The sequence below is a fragment of the Actinacidiphila oryziradicis genome (assembly GCF_005047355.1).
Taxonomy (GTDB): Bacteria; Actinomycetota; Actinomycetes; order Streptomycetales; family Streptomycetaceae; genus Actinacidiphila; species Actinacidiphila oryziradicis.
In genome coordinates, this window is sequence record NZ_SUMC01000021.1 from 1 (window position 1) to 18,500 (window position 18,500).

General features: G+C 68.5%; 19 protein-coding genes and 2 pseudogenes. 12 read left to right on the plus strand and 9 right to left on the minus strand.

Translation table 11 applies throughout. The features are described from left to right. The first annotated feature begins 203 nt into the window (after window positions 1-203). Complete coding sequence (locus tag FCI23_RS21690; protein ID WP_136725605.1) at window positions 204-560, plus strand: hypothetical protein; 357 nt, start codon at window positions 204-206, stop codon at window positions 558-560. A 29-nt stretch (window positions 561-589) separates the two neighbouring features. On the opposite strand, the gene FCI23_RS59905 is transcribed toward FCI23_RS21690, so the two are convergent. Together FCI23_RS59905 and FCI23_RS21700 are read right to left on the minus strand one after the other, a co-directional pair. After that, window positions 590-1,087 (minus strand): recombinase family protein, encoded by a 498-nt coding sequence (locus FCI23_RS59905; RefSeq protein ID WP_246143892.1) that lies wholly within the window; start codon window positions 1,085-1,087, stop codon window positions 590-592. A 392-nt stretch (window positions 1,088-1,479) separates the two neighbouring features. Further along, entirely contained in the window at window positions 1,480-2,070 is a 591-nt protein-coding gene (locus tag FCI23_RS21700; RefSeq protein ID WP_136725606.1) for a helix-turn-helix domain-containing protein, read from the minus strand. Between the two features lie 107 nt (window positions 2,071-2,177). Between FCI23_RS21700 and FCI23_RS21705 the strand changes: the two genes are divergently transcribed. After that, entirely contained in the window at window positions 2,178-3,218 is a 1,041-nt protein-coding gene (locus tag FCI23_RS21705) for an NAD(P)/FAD-dependent oxidoreductase (protein ID WP_136725607.1), read from the plus strand. A gap of 307 nt (window positions 3,219-3,525) precedes the next feature. Here the strand turns inward: FCI23_RS21705 and FCI23_RS21710 are convergent, their stop codons facing one another. Beyond that, entirely contained in the window at window positions 3,526-4,464 is a 939-nt protein-coding gene (locus FCI23_RS21710; RefSeq protein ID WP_136725608.1) for a transposase, read from the minus strand. Window positions 4,465-4,608: 144 nt separating this feature from the next. On the opposite strand from FCI23_RS21710, the gene FCI23_RS21715 reads away from it, so the two are divergent. Next, a complete protein-coding gene (locus tag FCI23_RS21715; RefSeq protein WP_136725609.1) occupies window positions 4,609-5,445 on the plus strand; it encodes an alpha/beta fold hydrolase in 837 nt (278 codons plus the stop codon). Between the two features lie 22 nt (window positions 5,446-5,467). Further along, the gene (locus tag FCI23_RS21720) at window positions 5,468-6,001 is read left to right on the plus strand and encodes a TetR/AcrR family transcriptional regulator (protein WP_136725712.1); all 534 of its coding nucleotides are present in this window, start codon (window positions 5,468-5,470) and stop codon (window positions 5,999-6,001) included. Here FCI23_RS21720 and FCI23_RS21725 read toward each other — a convergent pair. The 4 genes and pseudogenes from FCI23_RS21725 to FCI23_RS63820 all read right to left on the minus strand — a co-directional run. Continuing rightward, entirely contained in the window at window positions 5,994-6,314 is a 321-nt protein-coding gene (locus FCI23_RS21725; RefSeq protein WP_169316877.1) for an SDR family oxidoreductase, read from the minus strand. The two genes, FCI23_RS21720 and FCI23_RS21725, sit on opposite strands and share 8 nt — an antisense overlap. 644 nt (window positions 6,315-6,958) lie before the next feature. After that, window positions 6,959-7,162 (minus strand): hypothetical protein, encoded by a 204-nt coding sequence (locus tag FCI23_RS21730; RefSeq protein ID WP_136725611.1) that lies wholly within the window; start codon window positions 7,160-7,162, stop codon window positions 6,959-6,961. A 394-nt stretch (window positions 7,163-7,556) separates the two neighbouring features. Further along, window positions 7,557-8,708, minus strand: a pseudogene (locus FCI23_RS21735) (ATP-binding SpoIIE family protein phosphatase); the annotation flags it as partial. Between the two features lie 468 nt (window positions 8,709-9,176). After that, a pseudogene (locus tag FCI23_RS63820) lies at window positions 9,177-9,263 on the minus strand (alpha/beta hydrolase); the annotation flags it as partial. A 336-nt stretch (window positions 9,264-9,599) separates the two neighbouring features. Between FCI23_RS63820 and FCI23_RS21740 the strand changes: the two are divergent. The 4 genes from FCI23_RS21740 (at window position 9,600) to FCI23_RS63085 (ending at window position 12,189) form a co-directional block, all read left to right on the plus strand. Next, a complete protein-coding gene (locus FCI23_RS21740; RefSeq protein ID WP_127361695.1) occupies window positions 9,600-10,037 on the plus strand; it encodes a Fur family transcriptional regulator in 438 nt (145 codons plus the stop codon). Window positions 10,038-10,441: 404 nt separating this feature from the next. Continuing rightward, complete coding sequence (locus FCI23_RS21745; RefSeq protein WP_169316878.1) at window positions 10,442-10,726, plus strand: DUF2180 family protein; 285 nt, start codon at window positions 10,442-10,444, stop codon at window positions 10,724-10,726. Between the two features lie 198 nt (window positions 10,727-10,924). After that, complete coding sequence (locus FCI23_RS21750; protein ID WP_169316879.1) at window positions 10,925-11,584, plus strand: IS3 family transposase; 660 nt, start codon at window positions 10,925-10,927, stop codon at window positions 11,582-11,584. Window positions 11,585-11,634: 50 nt separating this feature from the next. After that, window positions 11,635-12,189 carry a hypothetical protein gene (locus tag FCI23_RS63085; protein ID WP_322973874.1) on the plus strand — a complete coding sequence of 185 codons (555 nt, stop codon included), beginning with the start codon at window positions 11,635-11,637 and terminating at the stop codon, window positions 12,187-12,189. Window positions 12,190-12,315: 126 nt separating this feature from the next. Here the strand turns inward: FCI23_RS63085 and FCI23_RS21760 are convergent, their stop codons facing one another. Continuing rightward, entirely contained in the window at window positions 12,316-13,623 is a 1,308-nt protein-coding gene (locus FCI23_RS21760; protein WP_136725615.1) for a bifunctional folylpolyglutamate synthase/dihydrofolate synthase, read from the minus strand. A gap of 451 nt (window positions 13,624-14,074) precedes the next feature. Beyond that, entirely contained in the window at window positions 14,075-14,650 is a 576-nt protein-coding gene (locus FCI23_RS21765) for a MarR family winged helix-turn-helix transcriptional regulator (protein WP_169316881.1), read from the minus strand. 157 nt (window positions 14,651-14,807) lie between these two features. Between FCI23_RS21765 and FCI23_RS21770 the strand changes: the two genes are divergently transcribed. The 4 genes from FCI23_RS21770 (at window position 14,808) to purU (ending at window position 18,267) form a co-directional block, all read left to right on the plus strand. Continuing rightward, window positions 14,808-15,671 (plus strand): methylenetetrahydrofolate reductase, encoded by an 864-nt coding sequence (locus FCI23_RS21770; RefSeq protein WP_136725617.1) that lies wholly within the window; start codon window positions 14,808-14,810, stop codon window positions 15,669-15,671. Between the two features lie 129 nt (window positions 15,672-15,800). Further along, window positions 15,801-16,433 (plus strand): cyclodeaminase/cyclohydrolase family protein, encoded by a 633-nt coding sequence (locus tag FCI23_RS21775; protein ID WP_136725618.1) that lies wholly within the window; start codon window positions 15,801-15,803, stop codon window positions 16,431-16,433. After that, window positions 16,430-17,374, plus strand: coding sequence for a bifunctional 5,10-methylenetetrahydrofolate dehydrogenase/5,10-methenyltetrahydrofolate cyclohydrolase (locus tag FCI23_RS21780; protein WP_136725619.1), 945 nt, complete (start codon window positions 16,430-16,432; stop codon window positions 17,372-17,374). Before FCI23_RS21775 ends, FCI23_RS21780 begins: the two co-directional genes overlap by 4 nt. Next, the gene (gene purU, locus FCI23_RS21785) at window positions 17,371-18,267 is read left to right on the plus strand and encodes a formyltetrahydrofolate deformylase (protein ID WP_246143893.1); all 897 of its coding nucleotides are present in this window, start codon (window positions 17,371-17,373) and stop codon (window positions 18,265-18,267) included. The genes FCI23_RS21780 and purU overlap by 4 nt, the downstream gene beginning before the upstream one ends. Window positions 18,268-18,500: the final 233 nt, after the last annotated feature.

Genomic DNA, 18,500 nt, shown 5'->3' on the forward strand with positions numbered 1-18,500 from the left:
CGCCGTCGACTGCCCGTGCCCACAACTCCCGGTCGGATATCCCTCCCATAGGTGCGGTGGGACCAGCGTCGTTCAGTTCCATGCACTGTATGTGTCCGGCACCCGGCCGAAGGTTCCCGCTGAACTCGCTTTTTTTGACGGACGCCCCTCGGTGTCAATCGCCCCGGGATTCAGGATCTCGGAGCGGAACAAGGGGGTAAGTCATGATCGGCATCGGACTCGGCGCCTACAGGACCTGGCCGGAGGACGAGTATGGACAGTCGTCCTCGGGATGGCGCCCGGGGCTCACCGACGAGGAGGTGTACACGGCTGCGCGCGGCCGGTGGAAGCTCGGTGTCCGCACGGACCGGGAGCGGTACGTGGTTCTCACCGCCATGGGCATCGTCGTGCTGGCCATCGAGATCGAGAGCATCTCGGATGCCGACCCGGAGGGCCGCCGCACCATCAGCGGCACCATCCTCAAGCCCGGCCAACCGGTGTACGGAGGCCCCTTCGACGACCGGACCAAGATCGTCCACCTCGGCCCGGACGGAACACCACCCATACACCTTCGCGCATGAGGCGGTCTCCCCAGCCAGCCCACTGAGCCCTACGCTGGCACACCTACGAGACAGTCCGATCCACCGACACAAGCTGGGTCTACGCATACGTCGGCGCCGCCCCGACCACCAACAACTGAGGTCCAGCGCCAAACCGCTTGACCGAAACCATAGGGGCACCCCCGACGCCGGTCTCGTCTGCCGGATGTGCGCGCGTCGCGATGGTGGCCGTACAGCGGTCGTTGGCACAACGGTGCCAAGGGTAGCTGGCTGAGGTCCTGGATGGAGCGGCCGAGGCGGTCCAGTGACGGGACGACGAGGGTGTCGCCCTCGCGGAGGAAGTCGAGCGCCTTCCAGAGTTCTTCGCGCTCGGCGTTCTTGCCGGACTTCTTGTCGGCGAAGATCCGGATGCACCCCGCTTCGGTGAGTGCGTGGATCTGCCGGTCGAGCAGTTGCCCCTTGGTGGACACTCGGGCGTATCCCACGAGTCCGCCGGTGGCCGGAGGGGCGAGGAGATCGGCGGTGTCGTCGTCCGGAGGCTGCTGCACCCGCCAGATCGTACAGAAAAGGGGCATGCCGAAGTTCTTGAGCACGCCGACTTTTTGACACCGTTTTATGGGCGCGCTCCGGCGCTGATCCGACTGCGAACCGGCCCTAACCGATCTTGCTCAACAATCGGTCGATAGATCAACAGTCGCATCCCCCGCATGACCCCTCAAGATCACCAACAGAGTCTGGCCATTGCGCCTCCCCCCGCCAGTAGGCGAGGTTGCTGCGGTCGCTCAGGGTGTCGGGGTGGTCTTCGCCCAGGACCCGCGCCACGTGAGGAAGGAGTTCCTCGAACGCGGCCGCAGCACCGTAGGCATCCCCCGTTGCGAGGCCGAACCTCCGCTCTGGGTCTGCGGTCGGGGAACCCGCGACACCGCCGCCCCACCCCTGGTCACTTGCCGACGGGGCGGGCACGCACATGCATCCGCTCGCCCTGCTGTCCGAACAGGCTCAGCATCTCCACCGGCTCCGGACCGGCATTGAGCCATGCGTGCGGGGTGCGGGTGTCGAACTCGGCGGCCTCCCCGGCGGTGAGGACGAGGTCGTGCTTGCCCAGGAGCAGCCGCAGCCGGCCGGACAGGACGTAGAGCCACTCGTAGCCCTCATGCACCCGCTGCTCCAGCTCCCCGCCTACCCCGTGTCCGGCGGGGATGACCTGCTTGTAGGCATGGAGCCCGCCGAGGTGGCGGGTCAGCGGCACGAAGGTCATGCCATGGCGGGTGAAGGGACGGGCGTGGATGCGCGGGTCGCCGGTCGTGGGTGCGTCCACCAGTTCGTCCAGTTGCACGCCGTACGCCTTGGCCAGGGGCAGCAGAAGTTCCAGGGTGGGTTTGCGCTGTCCGGACTCCAGGCGCGAGAGGGTGCTGAGGGAGATCCCGGTCGCTTCGCTCAGCTGGGCCAGGGTGGTGCCGCGTTCACCGCGAAGGGCCCGCAGGCGCGGGCCCACGGCGGTCAGGACGGCCGAAAAGTCACTATCTGCCATTCACCTATTTGCCGTCTCGGCAATAAGGTTTGTCAACCGCTCGGGCGTAGGTGGAGCATCTCCCGTGGACGGAGGTACTTCGCATGACTATACAAACGGAACAAATCATGACTGCCGCCCTCGCGGACGGGGAGCGGCGTTATGACGTCGTGGTCGTCGGTGGTGGAGCTGCCGGGCTGAGCGGGGCGCTGACCCTGGCCCGGGCACGCCGCTCGGTGCTGGTGATCGACGCGGGGCGGCCGCGCAACGCTCCGGCGTCGCATGTCCACAACTACCTGGCGCGTGAGGCTGTAACGCCCTCGCAGTTGCTGGCCGTGGGCCGTACGGAGGTGACCGGCTACGGCGGCGAGATCGCGGAGGGCAACGTCGTGTCGGCCGAGCGCCTGGCGGCCGGGGGCTTCCGCCTCGTTCTCGAAGACGGGTCTGCGGTCGCGGCGGGCCGGCTGCTGGTAACCACTGGCCTGATCGATGAGCTGCCTGAAGTACCGGGAGTGGCTGAGCGGTGGGGGCGCGAGGTACTGCACTGCCCGTACTGCCACGGATGGGAGGTCCGCGATCAGCCGATCGGCATCCTGGCCACCGGGCCACTGGCAGTGCACCAGGCGCTGATGTGGCGGCAGTGGAGCCGGGAGGTGACGTTGCTCCTGCACACCGCGCCCGAGCCCGGCGATGACGAGTACGAGCAGCTGGCCGCCCGCGATATCAACGTGGTGGACGGAAGAGTGTCCGGCCTCAAGGTGACCGGCGACCGGCTCACAGGCGTGACCTTGGCCGGTGGCCGGGTGATCCCCTGCGAAGCTGTGGTGGTCGCTCCGCGCTTCACCGCCCGCGCCGACATTCTTACGAGCCTGGGTCTCGAACCCGTCGAGCAGGAGATGGCCGGACAGGTCATCGGCAGCTACATCGCCTCCGACCCGTCCGGGGCAACGCGGGTACCCGGAGTGTGGGCGGCCGGCAATGTCACCACCCTGACCGACACCGTCATCGGCGCCGCAGCCGCAGGGGTGCGCGCCGCGGCCGCGGTCAATGCCGACCTGATCGCCGAGGACACCCGCCGGGCCGTCGCCGCCCGCCGAAGCTGCTTCTCCCCGCAGATGGAACGAGAAGTCTGTGCGCGCGTGCTCGGCGACCGTCGGCACGGCCTGTGAAGGGGCCAACCGGAATACGGCTGGAACAGGCTTGTAGTTGAGCCAGCTCCAGGCATCGATAACCAGCGTGCGCAGACTCACAGCCCCTCCAGGCAGTCGGCCCCACGCCGCCACCAGGGTACGCGGCCAGGAATGCAGCACTTCGCTGCGGCGACGCCGCACGTGATTGCCCGGACAAGTCCTAGTCGAGCGCAGCTGTCGCGGCTCGAAGTTCGTCGAGTGCGTGGCGTGTGAGTTCGGTGAACGTCTGCTGGTTGGTCGGATCGGCCCGCTGAGAGACTCTGTCGGGGATCTTGGGATAGCGGGGTCAGTGGCCTTGCCGCCACCAGCATTCCCAGGTCAGGCCCCGCGCGTCGAGGTACAGCTGAAACGCTGTCAGTGATCGGGGACGGTCGGTGGTCGGGGGCGCGTGGGCCGAGAGGCGCTCGATGTTGATGGCGATGCCGGTCAGGACGTGCTGTACGTGGGTCTTGGCCAGGCCGTGGTAACGGCTGCGGCGTGCCCGGTGCCCGTTGACGAGTTCGCAGACGGTGCCGCCCTCGACGCCGGAGCGGACGGCGTAGGTCCGCCGCCACTCTTCCTCCTGCTGCTCGGTGCGGTTGTGGGCTTGGGCTTGGTGCAAGTGGCGGGGGAGGAAGGTGATGGTGCGGCCTTCTCGGGACTTGGTACACCGGGACCGGTCGGGGCATGGGTCGCACAGCCGACGGTCGAACTTCACTAACTGGTAGGGGGCTTGCGCGGGCGGCTCCAGCCAGTCTCCGCTGGTCTTTCCGTTCGAGCAGGTCGCCTGGCGGCGCTCGAAGTCGATGGTAAAAGCCTCGCGGGTGAAGCCGGTCTGCTGCTTCTCCTGCCAGGAGCCGGACGTCTTGACCGGGCCGATGAGCTGGACCTGATGGTCTCGGGCGGAGCGGTCCAGCAGAGCGGCGGAGGTGTGGCCGGCGTCGATGAGGTGCTCGGCGGGCAACAGCCGACGGGTGCGAAGCCGCTGGTGGATCCCCGGCAGGGCCTCCCTGTCCCTGGTCGGACTGTTGGTGGCCATGTCCGTGATCAGATTGACGCTGTCGTCGGCGTCGCAGGTCTCGGTGACGTGAAGCAGGTAGCCGCTCCAGCGGGTGTCGCCCCGGATGGACCGGCGGGACTCAAGATCGTAGGGCGAGACGATCCTGAGTGCTCCGCGGGGCTGTCCGTCCTGGTCGGCGCGGGGCCGCGGGCGGCCACGGGTGTCGATGAGGAAGTTCTGCACCATGATCTGACGCAGGGCCTCGGCGCGGGGGCCGCGTGCGGTGGGCGGCGTCGTTTCTCCTGGCCGTGCCGGGGATTTCGTCGTTGACAGGTTTGGATAATGAGATTAGCTTTTAGCTAACAGAATTAGCCAGACCTGGAGGATGTCATGACCGAGTACCTTGCCGTCGACGGCGGCACGATCGCTTACGAGGTGGCGGGGTCCGGCCCCCTGATCGTTCTCGCGCACGGCATGGGCGACAGCCGCTCCGCGTACCGTGCCGTGATCCCGCCACTGGTGGCGGCGGGCTATCGGGTCGCTGCGGTCGATCTGCGCGGCTGCGGCGAGTCCAGCGTCGGCTGGCCGGCCTGGAGCCGCACCGCCATCGCCGGCGACCTGCTCGCCGTGATCCGCCACCTGGGCGGCCCGGCCGTGCTCGTCGGCCACTCGATCTCCGGCGGCGCCGCCACCATCGCCGCGGCACAGGAGCCCTCACTGATCACCGCGGTTGTCGAGTTGGCGCCGTTCACCCGCAAGCAGTCGATCCGCCTCGGCGACCTGCGGGTGAAGCGCTTCCGGCGGGGCATGCTGCGGCTGCTCGGCACGGGCGCGTTCGGCAGCGTGCCGCTCTGGCGCTCGTACCTCGACGTGGCCTACCCCGGCGTGAAGCCGGCCGACTGGGCCGAGCGGCTCGGCCGCATCGACTCCCTGCTGCGCGAGCCGGGCCGGATGAAGGCCATGCAGGGCATGGGCCGCAGCGCCCCGACCGACGCCGGCGCGCAGCTCGGCAACGTCCGCTGCCCGGTCCTGGTCGTGATGGGCACGCTCGACCCCGACTGGGCCGACCCGCACGCCGAGGGTTTGGCGATCGTTGATGCCCTGCCGTCCGGCCTCGGTCGCCTTGAGATGATCGAGGGCGCCGGGCACTACCCGCACGACCAGTTCCCCGACCAGGTGGTTTCGCTCATGCTCGCCTTCCGCCGATCGGACGCCGCTCGTGCCTAGGGTCGGCCTGGACCCGGCGGCCGTGGTCGCGGCCGGTGCCGCCCTCGCCGACGAGGTGGGCCTCGCCAACCTGACGATGGGTTTGCTGGCCGAGCGGGTGGGCGTGCGTACCCCGTCCCTGTACAAGCACGTAGGCGGCCAGGAAGACCTCAACCGGCGCATCGCGGTCTTGGCATTGAGCGAGGCCGCCGACGCCGTCGGCGGCGCGGTCCAGGGATACGCGGGCCGCGACGCCCTGGCGGCCGCGGCCCGCGCCTTCCGCGCCTTCGTCTTGGAGCACCCCGGCCGGTACGCCGCGACGATCGGCGTGGAACCGTCCGGCCCGGACGATCCGCTGGCCACCGCGGGTCAGCGGGCGCTCGGCGCGTTCACGGCGGTCCTGCGCGGCTACGAGATCGCAGAGTCCGACGTGGACCACGCCCTGCGTATGCTCCGCAGCCTCTGCCACGGCTTCGCCACGTTGCAGGCGGCCAACGGCTTCCAGTGGAGCGCCGACATCGACGACAGCTTCGAGTGGCTGATCGCCTTCGCCGACCGGGGCCTGCGCGCTATGTGAGAATGCTGCCGCCGTCGACGATCACCACATTGCCGGTGACGTCGTCCTGCTCCATGAGGCCGACGTACACCTTCGCCACGTCCTCCGGCTCCGCCACCCGGCCCAGCAGGGTGTCGGAGCCGAGCAGGTCGAACGGCGCCCCGTCCGGCCACAGCGGCGTACGCACGATCCCCGGGGCGACGACATTGACCCGGATCGGGGCGAGCTCGGCGGCGAGCGACCGGCCCGCGGCGATCAGCGCTCCGCTGACCGTCGCGCCGAGCAGTCTGCCGGTCCCGCCGTGGAACGCGGCGGGACCGCTGTTAGGCGACAACGGCGTGGGCCACGGCCTCACCACCAACGAACGCACGGTCCGCAACGCCGACGCGACTTCGCCGTTCGGTCCGCATCCACTCGATGCGAGGCACACGGAGAGTCAGTGCAACCGCAGTACGCCGGGCTCGTCTGCCGGGTGTGTGCGCGCCGCGATGGTAGCCGTGCGGCGGTCGTTGGCACAGCGGTGCCAACGGTAGCTGGCTGAGCTCACGGGATTGTTGGGTTGCCACAACCCCAACCCCATCACACCACTCAACCCGCAAGGCTCACCGAGAGCCATTCGCACGCTCGCTGCACGCTCGGCCACCGGACGGCCACCACCCCACGCCGACTAGACCCGAGCGGACCTACTCTTGGGAACAAAAGGCCAGCTCAGAGGCGTGGGACGGCGAGATCAGCCACTCAGCGTCGACCTCGGACCTACGCATTACGATGCGGAGATCGCCAGTGCCCGATTCGCGCAGATTCCAAGGTCACCCGAAACAAGAAACCCCAGGTCAGAGGCTTGACCTGGGGTGCAGCATGGAGCCGCCTTCGGGATTCGAACCCGAAACCTACGCATTACGAGACCGTGAGCGATCATGTTGCGTGGTGCCTGCTCGTGCTGTCTGGTGCCGTTCTTCCTGATCAGAGCACATGCGACTAGTTGACCCATACTGCCTCGTACTGCACCGTCCAAAGGCGTCCGGCCACCGGCTGGCCACCGGAGGCGTCAGGATGCCCGCTCATGAGGGTTGTTGGTCTCACACAGACCCTCCTGCGAGTGGTCATCGGCTCGATCAGGATCTGAGACGTCGTCACGGTGTACTCGCGGCCGGTGCGGGCCTCCCGTTCGGCGACAATCATCACCCTCCGGTCGACGACCAATCCCGCGCTTACCGGTGACCCACAGGGCGAATCGGTCTCCCTTGGAGAGCTCATTCCGGTAGCGAACAACGGTCCAGGACAGCAACACGTGGCCGTCGCGACGGAAGGAGTCCAGGTCGAAGGTCTTGAGATTGCAGGTAAGGCGCCACGCTGTCATGAACGACACCCGTCATTGGCGTAGGTAGAGGTGGTGTGAGGAGATGACGTCGGGCGTCCGACACCTCGCGCCCCACAGGACTCGGCGCACGATCTGCCAACTCCCGGACGGGGGCGTGCCGTCGGCTAGCCGAGTCGGGCGCCTGCGGTCATACAGGTCACCATGGGCCCATGGCGGACGATACCGCCTGTGGTCGGTCGTGGGGGTTGCTGTCGTTCACTGCTCTACCGCGGGTGTCAGTTCCTGTTCGGCCCACACGGTTTTGCCGTCCGGTGTGTAGCGGGTGCCTCGTCGGTGGGACAGCTGGGCGACGAGGAAGAGGCCGCGGCCGCCCTCGTCGGTGGTCCGGGCGTGGCGCAGGCGGGTGAGGCTGTTGCTGGTGTCGGAGACTTCGCAGGTCAGGACCTGGTGCCGGATCAGGCGCAGACGGATCGGGCCGGTGCCGTGGCGGATGGCATTGGTGACCAGTTCGCTGACGATCAGCTCGGTGGTCGTCGCCAGATCCGGCAGTCCCCACTTGGTCAGTTGGCCGAGGGTCAGGGACCGGGCCTCGCTGACGACGGCCGGGTCGCTGGGCAGGTCCCAGGAGACCACCTGCTCCGGGCTGAGGGTGCGGGTACGGGCGAGGAGCAGCGTGACGTCGTCGCACGTTGCTCCGATCGGCAGCGTGTCGAGCACGGCCGAGCCGAGGTCTTCCAGCGGGAGGCGGGGGTGGGCGAGGGCGTTGGCCAGGCGGTGCATCCCGGTGTCGATGTCCTGGTCGCGGGTCTCGACCAGGCCGTCGGTGTAGAAGGCGAGCGTGCTGCCTTCGGGAAGTTCCAGCTCGACGGACTCGAAGGGGAAGGAGGTCAGTCCGAGGCCGAGTGGGGTTCCGGCGGGAAGGTCGGGGAAGGCGACCTGGCCATGCGGGTCGATGATCGCGGGCGGGGGGTGGCCGGCCCGTGCCATCGTGCAGCGCCGGGTGACCGGGTCGTAGACGGCGTACAGGCAGGTGGCACCCACCACGGCGGTGGCCGGGCCCTTGGCATCGGTGTCCTCCTCGGTGAGGCGGATGGCCAGATCGTCGAGGTGGGCCAGCAATTCGTCGGGAGGCAGGTCCAGGTCGGCGAAGGCGTGCACGGCGGTACGGAGCCGGCCCATGGTCGCCGCGGCGTTGATGCCGTGCCCGACCACGTCGCCGACGACCAGGGCCACCCGAGCCCCGGACAGCGGAATCACGTCGAACCAGTCACCCCCGACGCCGCGGTGAATGTCGGCCGGCAGATAACGCGAGGCCACCTCGACCGCGCACCCGCCCGACAGGCGCTGCGGAAGCAGGTTGCGCTGCAGGGCCAGGGCCGCGGTGCGCTCGCGGGTGTACCGGTTGGCCATCGGTCCACCTCCTTGAGGTGTGCGGCCCGCGTTGGGGGCCTTGGGGGGATTGGGGGCCGAGGGGAACGCCCGGCGTGGCGGATCGCTAAACGGAAGGGCGTCGTCGCCCACGGCCCTGCGGACGATTCGCCGTCAGACGCGGTGGGCCGGTTCGTGATGAAATCTACAATCTTAGATTTGACTAAGTCAAGTCTTTGCGCGTGGGTCAACTGGCCGGGGGAGCGACGGTGCTCGCGCTTAAGGTGCACAGGGCTGCGTTTCGCTGGTGGGCGGACGCTGCTGCGACCGGCGTGGGAACGGAGCGCGAGGGCCGGCCACCTCGCAGGGGCGCGTTCACCGTGGCCGTGTAGCGACACGGGCGATCGGGGTGCGCGCGCCCGTGGGAGGCGCAAGGAAGAGGCGCTAGCCGCGGGCGGCCGCGCGCCCGGAGCGGGACGCGGGAGGGGCGGGGTCGCGACGATGTGCGTGCCCGGACTCGACCAGGTGGATCTCGGCGTCGGGCAGGTCCTGCTGGAAGGCGCGGGGAGCGCCAGGGCCGAAGATCTCGTCGTTGTCGGGCCGGTCCAGCAGTGCATGGTCCAGGAGCCAGGCGTAGGGGGCAGATCACGGCGGGGAGTCGGCCCCGCCCGTTCTGGGGGCCACCTCGCCACCGTCACCCCTTCCGGCGCGCACACCCGCACCAGAGTTGACTCAGTCAAGTTTTGAGGTTACGGTTGCAGGCCCAGAACGCCGAGTGCATGCACGCGCACTCCACAACGCTGCGTCGGCCCCGTTTCCCGCCGACGGCCGTCGCGCACATCCAGACGGACGCGCGCAAGGCCCAGCAGCGCGGTGGGGAAATGAGCCTTACCGGCCGAAGCCGGGCACCGAAGGAGTGTGACAGCAGTCATGGAGCAGTCAGCTGGAGACCTACTCAAGAGCAAAGGGCTGCGCAACACGGCACCGCGCCGCGCCATCCTGACAGCGCTTCAGGGTCATCCGCATTCCACGGCCTCGGATCTTGAGAGGCGGATCGGGGCGCGCAAGTCCGGCTCCAGCGGACTGTCCAAGCAGGGGCTCTACAACGCGCTGGAGGTCCTGACGAACGCGCAGTTGATCCGCTGTTTCGAGCCGGCCGGCTCCCCGGCGCTCTACGAGTTGCGCGTGTGCGACAACCACCATCACCTGGTGTGCCGCAAGTGCGGGGTCCTCGAGGACGTCGACTGCCACACCGGGGTCGCCCCCTGCCTGGACCCTGTGGAGAGCAAGGGGTTCGCCATCGACGAAGCCGAGATCACCTGGTGGGGGCTGTGCGCGCAGTGCCAGGAGACCGTCGCAGGTTCATAGGCAGCCACCCCCGCCACCCCGCCGGCCCGCCCACGGACGACACACACGCCCCCGACGCGGCTTCTCCGGCACGGCCCACCCAGCAGCAGAGCAAAGCACTTCTTGGATTCGACCGAGTCGAATCCAAGAAGTGCTTTGCCGATTGCCGATGACACCGACGCCTCCCACCGGCCCGGCGGCCGCACGCGCCAGCACCTCGACCCCGGCGCCTCGCCGCACACTCACCACCCCACAAGACTTGACTCAGTCTAATCTAGAGGTAGTGTGGATGCTACGGGCGGACAGGCCACCACAAGGCCCACTCCCCGCCATCAGCCCGCATCCGCCAGCCACCCGCCCGGCCTGCGGCAAGGATGGTCACATCACGCCGAACACACCCATCCCACACACCGGAGGAACGGTCCGTGAACTGCCTGGAATGCACAACAGCCGCATCGTCGGCAGACCCGAAAGCCACCGTCGGCTGCTGCGCTTACTGCGGTGCCGGTGTCTGCCTCGATCACGTCGTAGGCGTCACTGTCCGCCGACAGCCCATCGGCGTGATCCCACAGTCACAGGCCGGAGCACGGCGGCTGGCCTGCTCCACCTGCTACGCGGCGATCAACCCCCGTCAGGCCAGGAGCACCGATCTCCAGCAGCGCCCCGGCCACAAGGAAAGCAGCCAACACCCTGCCGTCGCCGTCCTCTGACTCGACTGACTCCCCCCGCATGCTGTCCCGATCGCCGTGCCCGAGCCCATGGCTTACAGGCCAGGAGTCCGATCCTGCGAGGTCTGCAATCAGCCCACGACTGCCCCGAGCTTCCATCCCTGTAGGATGCCAAAACTGGCGCGTAGCCTCTGATCAGGCTCCTTGCAGTTCCAGGTGATCATGGCATGCTCGGACTGCATGGCGTTGCGCGTGCTGTACCTGATCTTCATCCGGCTGCTCGGACTGCTCCTGCTGCTGTCGCGCTCGGAGGAAACCAAGAACGTTGAGCTCCTTGCGCTGCGCCACGAGGTCGCGGCGCTGCGTCGGCAGATCGGCACCAGGCCACGCCTGACGTGGCCGGACCGCGCCGTGCTCGCCGCCCTCGCCCGGCACCTCCCGAGCAGGCTGCGCCGCCACCGCCTGGTAACCCCCGGCACCCTCATGGCCTGGCACCGCCGACTGCTCCGGTGGAAATGGAAGCAGAAACCCGCCCGGACCGGACGCCCGCCGCTCTCCGAGGAACTCACCGCCCTCATCCTGCGCTTCGCCCACGAGAACCCGACATGGGGCTATACCCGCATCCAGGGCGAACTGCGACGCCTCCGCCACCGAGTCGGAGCCTCCACCATCCGGCGCATCCTGCGCAGCGCCGGCCTCAACCCCGCACCCCGACGAAGCCGCAGCACCCCTACGTGGCGCGAGTTCCTGCGCACCCAGGCCTCCGGACTCCTCGCCGCCGACTTCTTCCACATCGACACCGCGACCCTGAGACGGCTGTACGTGTTCTACGCCATGGAGGTCGGTACTACCCGAACCGTGCACATCCTCGGCATCACCGCCCACCCCACCGCGGCCTGAGCCACCCAGCTGGTCGCGGCTGCACCTGCGGCCGGGCGGATTTCCCTGGCGTGGCGGGCAAGCGGCTGACCGGCTGGATCGTCATCGACATGGACGCCACCATCATCGTGTCCTCCTCCAAGAAGCAGGGCGCCGCCGCGACCTTCAAGAAGACCCACATGGCGGCGTGCTCGCGCGCGGACCTTGGCGATGGCCAGCCTCACCGGTTCGTCCAGGCGTTCCAGGAGCCGGTGCGTGGTGGAGTCGGAGGCGGGCGTCCCAAACAAGGCCCGCTGGTGCAACTGGAGTTGTTCGGCATCGGCCACGCTCGTGGCCCCGAGGACGATCGCCGAGGACAGGCACAGCAGGACATGCGCGCGATCGCGCCAGGTTGCACTGCCCCCGGCCGGGAACAGCCGCTCCAGCGCCGCCGTCAGCCCGACCCGGTCCGCGACCTGGTGCAGCAGCACCGCCCCCGCGTGCCCGACCAGTCCCTTCCCGTCAGCCACCACACGCAGCCGGTGGCCCCACCCTGTACGCTCACTCACCGAAAAGGTGCACCTGTTCTTGCGGCAGATCCGACTTCAGCAATCGCATCCTTGCAGCTCAGGGGCACCTTTTCCTAACCTGCCGTCAGATCGTCCCGATCGGTTGAATACCCGAGGTCGACCGCCACGTCGAGGACTACACCCGCCTCAAAACGGCCGCCTGAAACTTGACATACATGTGAGGAACTCACCGACCACAGATCGCTAGGCCGGCGGGAGGTTGAGGTGGTTGCGTATGGCTCCGACGAGGAATAGCGATCCGAGCACGACGATCGGGCGGTCGGGCGCCGCGGCCCGGGCGGCCAGGCCGAGCGCCTGTGCGGGATTGTCGGCCACCCCGGCGATGGCATGTCCGGTGCACAGGGTTGCCAGCGCTTGGGGCACGGCGGCCCGCTCGCCCTCCACAGTGGTGACGACGAGCGGCCACGTCCGCGGGATCAGGGCCACCATCTCGGCCAGCGCCTTGTCGCGCATGGCGGCGAACACCACCACCGGAGGCCGGCCCAGCAGGCGCTCAGCCTCGGGTATCACGGCCCGCAGAGCGTGGGGGTTGTGGGCACCGTCGAGCAGCAGGGATCCGTTCCAGCCGGCGCCCAGATCGGCTCCGGTGCACAGTTCGAGCCGGCCGGGCCAGCGCAGTTCGGCCAGTGCGCGAGCCCACTGCCCGTCACTCGGCGAGAGCCGTCCGGTCCGTGCGCACAAGGCGTCGACCGCGCCGACCGCGAGAGCGAGGTTCGCCTGTTGATGCGCACCGGGCAGCGGGGGCCGCAGCGCCCGGTGCCGCGCGACGGCGTTGCCGACAAGCACTTCTCCGTCTGCGGCGGCTTCCGCGGTCAGCGCGCACCGCATCCACTGTGCCCTGACACCCCCGCAGTCGTCGAGCACCTTCGTGATGACCTTCCGCGCCTCGTCGCGCACATCGCCGATCAGCACGTCGTCACCGGCACGGATCACTCCCGCCTTGTGCCAGGCCACCGAGGCGAGCGTGTCGCCGAGGAATTCCTGGTGGTCCAGCCCGATCGAGGTGATGACCTTCACTCCGGGATCGAACACGTTCGTCGCGTCGTCGCGTCCGCCCATCCCCACTTCGAGCACCACCGCGTCCACGCCCTGGCGGACGAAAAAGGAGAACGCGACGCAGGCCATGATCTCGAACTGGGTAGCAGCGTTGATCCCGGCGGCATCGAGTTCGTCCACTGCGAACTGCACCGCGGTTACCGCCTCGGCGAACTGCTCGGCACCGACCGGAATCCCGTTGATCCGGATCCGCTCGGTGTACTGCTGGAGGTGCGGGCTCGGCATGCTGCCCACTCGATACCCCGCAGCCACTAGCCCGGCGACCGCCATCGCACACGTCGAGCCCTTGCCGTTGGTCCCCGCCACCAGCACGCCCGGGATCTCATCGCCGCGATGTCCCAACCGGGACAACAAGGCCTGGGTACGCCCCAGGCCGGGCTCGATGCGGGACCGGCCTCGGCTGGCAAGCCACTCGACGCAATCCTCATACTGCATTCGACATCCCGTTTCTGTGATCACGCCCCGAACCCGCTCAGCACCGGGCCTTCCAGAGGGCGTTTCAAGCTTTCGCCCGCATTTAGAGCGATTTGGTGCCCTGGCTGCGCACCTTGCCGACCTGCAGGTATCGCCCTACGCCGCCGCACGCGGCGCTCGGGATCACAGAAGGCCGACGTTCTCCGCTCCTTGGTGCCCGAAATGACGGCTTTCGCGTGCGGGCGCAATGGATCAAAATGGTGCATTTTCTCTTAAAGCGCCCTCTCGGGGCCGCGACAGCTGGGAGGCCTGTGACCATCCGCCCGAGGTGACGTTGACGCTGCTGGCGGCGCTGCTGTACCGCCGGGTGCGGGAGATCAACCGACGCGCTGGTGGAGCTGTCGACCGTGGCGGACGAGCGAGACACTGCGGCCCCTGCGCGCAGGACGGGACGACGCGCCGTGAGCGCCGGTCACAGTGCCATGAGGGTCTTCTGTGACGACCGTTCGCGGCGTTTTTTGGTCTGTGGCGTAGGAGGTTCGAGATCGCCGATGGCGAGCAGCACTTCGTGCAGTGTGTCTGACGCGGCCTGGCGCAACTCGGGCGGCACGGCCTGGAAGAAGTGGGATTCGGCTTCTGACCATGCCTGCATGGTGGCGCCGGCGGTCTCGATTCCGGTGTTCGTCAGCCGAACCCACGAGCTGCGTCCGTCGGTGGTGTCCTGCTCCCGTTCGATCAGGCCCGCCTTCTCCAGCCGCTTGAGCACGGTGGTGACCCCGCCGGAGGTGAGCAGGAGCCGGGTCTTGAGGTCGCTGGGCCGCAGCTCGTAGGGAGCGCCTACCAACCGCAGGGCGCTGAGCACGCCGTAGTCGCTCTTGGTCAGGTTCCGCGACGCGAGCACCGGGGCCAGCGCGTCCTCCAGCAGGACGCCCAGACGGACGGCACGGCGTGCCAACTCGTACCCGGGCCGGTCCAGGTCGGGCATCTCGCGCTGCCGGGCGTCGACCATGCCGTCGATCAGGTCTCGACCACTCGTTCTGCGCGTCATCGTTCCCCCTGGTGGGTGCAGGCCAAGTCCTCCATTGTGGATGATCCTACCACTGGCAAACCAAAAAGCCATTCGACTATCTATTCAGATAGCTTGTTTGTAAGCTACTTTCTGTTGGGGGCCGAGATTCGGTCGCCAAGAGGAGCAGGAGGCGTCCATGAGCTATGGGGAACGGGAAGACGTCCGAGGCGCGGTGGCAGCGCTGGCGACTGGGGCGAACGTCGAGGTCATCCCCCTTCGGGGGGTGGAGCAGAAGCTGTCCGAGATACCGATCAACACCACTGTGACCGTCACCTGTTCACCGAAGTTCGGACTGGATCGGACACTCGACTACGCGGAACTGGCCGTGAAGACGGGTCATCGGGTGGTGCCGCACCTGGCGGCGCGGCAGGTGGCGGACAAGGCGGAACTCCTCGGATTCGTCCGCCGTCTCGACGCTTTGGGCGTCAAAGACCTGTACGTCATCGGCGGCGACGCCGCCACGCCGGCCGGTGATTACACCTCGGCGGCCGAGCTGATCGAGGCGTTGGGCGCGATCGACCACGGTTTGGAGCGCATCGGCGTCGCTTGCTATCCCGAAGGGCACCCGAAGATCGCCGACAACGAGCTGCTCGATGCCCTGCGGCGCAAGCAGCCGCACGCCCACTACATGGTCAGCCAGCTCTGTTTCGACGTCGACACCCTGGTCAGCTGGTTGCGACGGATGCGTTCGGCGGGAATCGAGCTGCCGCTGCGGCTCGGCCTGGCGGCGCCGATGAACATCCTCAAACTGACGGAACTGTCGATCAAGATCGGTGTCGGATCGTCGGTCCGATTCCTGACCAAGCAGCACGGGCTGGTCGGAAGCCTTCTGCGCGGCAGCTCCTACCAGCCCGAAGAACTGCTGTACCGGATCGGCGCGGAGCTGACCTCTGACGAACTGCGCATCGAGGGGCTTCACCTGTTCTCGTTCAACCAGATCTCGGCGACGGTCGGCTGGCAGCAGCGCGTCGGTGGCGCCGCGACGGTTCAGAGGATCTGACCGCCGCCGTGGTGTGGGGAGAGCCGGACGCCGGAGCGCCCCGGCCTCGGGTTGGAGTGGCACGTACAGGGCGGCGGTCGGTACGACGCCCTTTGGGATGACCGCGATCGGCGGTAGTGGAGGTGCATTATGGCGGAGCAGGCAACCGGCGCAGTCCGGTCGTGGACGGTCGGCGATTTCATCGACGCGGTGGCGGATGAGTCGCCGACACCAGGCGGCGGCGCGGTGGCCGGCACGGTGACCGCACTGGCGGCCGCGCTGGCCGCGATGGCCGGCAGGTACGCGCTGCGGCAGGCCGCTGACTCGGCGAAGTTCGCCGGGCTGGTGGCGCGGGCGGAGGCGCTGAGAGCGCAGGCAATAACGCTGGCCGACGAGGACGCGGCCGCCTACGGCCGGTACGTCGAGGCGTCCCGTCTGCCGAAGGAACCGGACCCGCAGGCGCGGCGTGAGGCGATCCGGGCGGCTTTGGACGCCGCGGCCGATGTGCCCGCGGCACTGGCCACAGTGGCGGCGCAGGTCGCGGAGGTCGGAGCCGAACTGGCCGCGTCCGGCAATCCCCGGCTGCGGTCCGACGCGTGCACCGCCGCCCTGCTCGCGGCCGCGACCGCCGGCAGCGCGGCACTCCTGGTGCGGGAGAACCTACGCGCCCGCCCCGACGATCCCCGATCGGCCACGGCCGAACGGCGTGCCGCCCGGGCCGCATCGCTCGCCGCCGACCTCGTTGCTCCCTCGCACCACCTACCAGATGGGACCACGTCATGACCGCACAGCTCATCGACGGCCGCGCGAGGGCCGAGCACCTGAAGGCCGACGTGGCCCGGGAGGTCAAGCAACTCACCGCGGACGGGATCGGCTGCGGCTTGGCCACCGTGATCGTCGGCGAGGACTACCGGGCCGCTGCATACGAGGGCCGGCTGGCCAGGATCGCGGCCGAACTCGGCCTACCCCACCGCCGGCTGGTGCTGCCCGCGACCACCACCCAGACCGACCTGCTGGCACAGGTGCGTCTGCTCAACGACGATCCCTCGGTCACCGGCATCCTCGTGCTGCGGCCGCTGCCGGCACACATCAGTGAGGCCGAGGTGTTCCGGTCGCTGTCCCCGATGAAGGACATCGAAGCGGTGCATCCGGAGAACGCCGGACTACTGGCACTCGGTACACCGCGCTACGTCCCGTCGACGGCGGCCTCGGTGTTCCACGTCCTCGACGAGTGGCTGGACTCGGTCGGTGAGGACCGGCCGGCCTTCTACCACCGCTCGCTGGTCGTCGTTGTCGGCCGGTCCAACAACGTCGGCAAGCCGGCGGTTTCGTTGGCCTACGAGCGTGGGGCGGCGGTGGAGTCGGTGGACGAGTGGGCCAGCCGGACCGGCCGGCTCGGCTGGCACACCCGACGCGCCGATGTACTGATCGTCGCGGCCGGCGTTCCCGGCCTGATCCGGTCGGAACACGTGCGAGCGGGCGCCGTCGTGCTGGACGTGGGCATCAACCCGATGCGGGACTCGAACACCGGCGCCGTCCGGATGGTCGGCGACGTCGACACCGAGGACGTACTGCCCAGGGCCCGGGCGGTGACACCGGTGCCCGGCGGGATCGGGCCGGTGACCGACGTGTGGCTGCTGCGCAACACCGTCACCGCCGCCCGCAACGCCGCCCAGGCCCAACCATCGTCGGTCTCCGCAGAGAAAGAATGGAGCAGGCCATGACCGCTGCCGTAATGCCGGAATCCCAGGCCACATCGCGGGTGTCGGACTACGTGCTGACCTTCTCGTGCCCGGACCAACCGGCCATCGTCCACGCCGTCGCCACATTCCTGGTCGACCACGGCTGCAATGTCGTGGAGAGCCAGCAGTTCGGCGACCGCGAGGCGGGCACGTTCTTCATGCGCGTCCAGTTCGAGCCCGTCAACGGCACCGAGTTCGATCTCGCCGGGCTGCGGCGTGACTTCGCCGACGTGGCAGGGCCGCTGCACATGTCCTGGCGACTGCTCGCCGCCGCGGAGCGAGCGCGGGTCCTGATCATGGTCAGCAAATACGGGCACTGCCTGAATGATCTGCTGTTCCGGGCGAACAGCGGCTGGCTGAACATCGACGTGGTGGCTGTGGTGTCCAACCACCCGGATCTCGCCGTGTTGGCGGACAACTACGACGTCCCGTTCCACCACATTCCGGTCACCGCTGACACCAAGGCCACAGCCGAGGCGACGCTACTGGAACTGGTCGCCGACCTGCGGGTCGACCTGGTGGTGCTGGCCCGTTACATGCAGGTCCTGACGACGGATCTGTGCAAGCAGTTGGAGGGCCGCGCGATCAACATCCACCACTCGATGTTGCCCAGCTTCAAGGGCGGTCGTCCCTATCAGCAGGCTTACCGCAGAGGCGTGAAGCTGGTCGGCGCCACCGCGCACTACGTGACCTCCGACCTGGACGAGGGGCCGATCATCGAGCAGGAGATGGCCAGGGTCGATCACTCGATGACCGCGCAGGAGATCACGGCGCTGGGCCGGGACAACGAGTGCCTGGCGCTGGCACGTGCCGTGCGCTGGCACACCGAGAACCGGGTGCTGCTCGACAACGGCCGCACCGTCGTCCTCCACTGAGCCGCGCGGAGAGAAATCGAGCGCCTGCACACGTTTTCGTGCAACCAGATCGCCGCCACCCTCGAGTGGCACAACGACCTTGGTTCACGGCGTGCGGACAGCCACGGCGTGAACCAACCGGACAACCCCTTCCCGGCTGGTCGGCACACCGCCCCCTTCGCCGACGGAGCGGGTGTCAACTCACGGCACACATCACTGCGTGGGGCCCGAATTCGCCGCAGTAGCGGTGAGAC

Excerpts from the sequence above, each read along its gene's own strand:
- FCI23_RS21750 (WP_169316879.1), top strand. The coding sequence starts at position 10,925 with ATGGCGTTGCGCGTGCTGTACCTGATCTTCATCCGGCTGCTCGGACTG.
- FCI23_RS21710 (WP_136725608.1), bottom strand. The coding sequence starts at position 4,464 with ATGGTGCAGAACTTCCTCATCGACACCCGTGGCCGCCCGCGGCCCCGC.
- FCI23_RS21700 (WP_136725606.1), bottom strand. The coding sequence starts at position 2,070 with ATGGCAGATAGTGACTTTTCGGCCGTCCTGACCGCCGTGGGCCCGCGC.
- FCI23_RS21715 (WP_136725609.1), top strand. The coding sequence starts at position 4,609 with ATGACCGAGTACCTTGCCGTCGACGGCGGCACGATCGCTTACGAGGTG.
- FCI23_RS21705 (WP_136725607.1), top strand. The coding sequence starts at position 2,178 with ATGACTGCCGCCCTCGCGGACGGGGAGCGGCGTTATGACGTCGTGGTC.
- FCI23_RS21765 (WP_169316881.1), bottom strand. The coding sequence starts at position 14,650 with ATGACGCGCAGAACGAGTGGTCGAGACCTGATCGACGGCATGGTCGAC.
- FCI23_RS21775 (WP_136725618.1), top strand. The coding sequence starts at position 15,801 with ATGGCGGAGCAGGCAACCGGCGCAGTCCGGTCGTGGACGGTCGGCGAT.
- FCI23_RS21770 (WP_136725617.1), top strand. The coding sequence starts at position 14,808 with ATGAGCTATGGGGAACGGGAAGACGTCCGAGGCGCGGTGGCAGCGCTG.
- FCI23_RS21690 (WP_136725605.1), top strand. The coding sequence starts at position 204 with ATGATCGGCATCGGACTCGGCGCCTACAGGACCTGGCCGGAGGACGAG.
- FCI23_RS21780 (WP_136725619.1), top strand. The coding sequence starts at position 16,430 with ATGACCGCACAGCTCATCGACGGCCGCGCGAGGGCCGAGCACCTGAAG.
- FCI23_RS21760 (WP_136725615.1), bottom strand. The coding sequence starts at position 13,623 with ATGCAGTATGAGGATTGCGTCGAGTGGCTTGCCAGCCGAGGCCGGTCC.
- FCI23_RS21740 (WP_127361695.1), top strand. The coding sequence starts at position 9,600 with ATGGAGCAGTCAGCTGGAGACCTACTCAAGAGCAAAGGGCTGCGCAAC.
- purU (WP_246143893.1), top strand. The coding sequence starts at position 17,371 with ATGACCGCTGCCGTAATGCCGGAATCCCAGGCCACATCGCGGGTGTCG.
- FCI23_RS21730 (WP_136725611.1), bottom strand. The coding sequence starts at position 7,162 with ATGATTGTCGCCGAACGGGAGGCCCGCACCGGCCGCGAGTACACCGTG.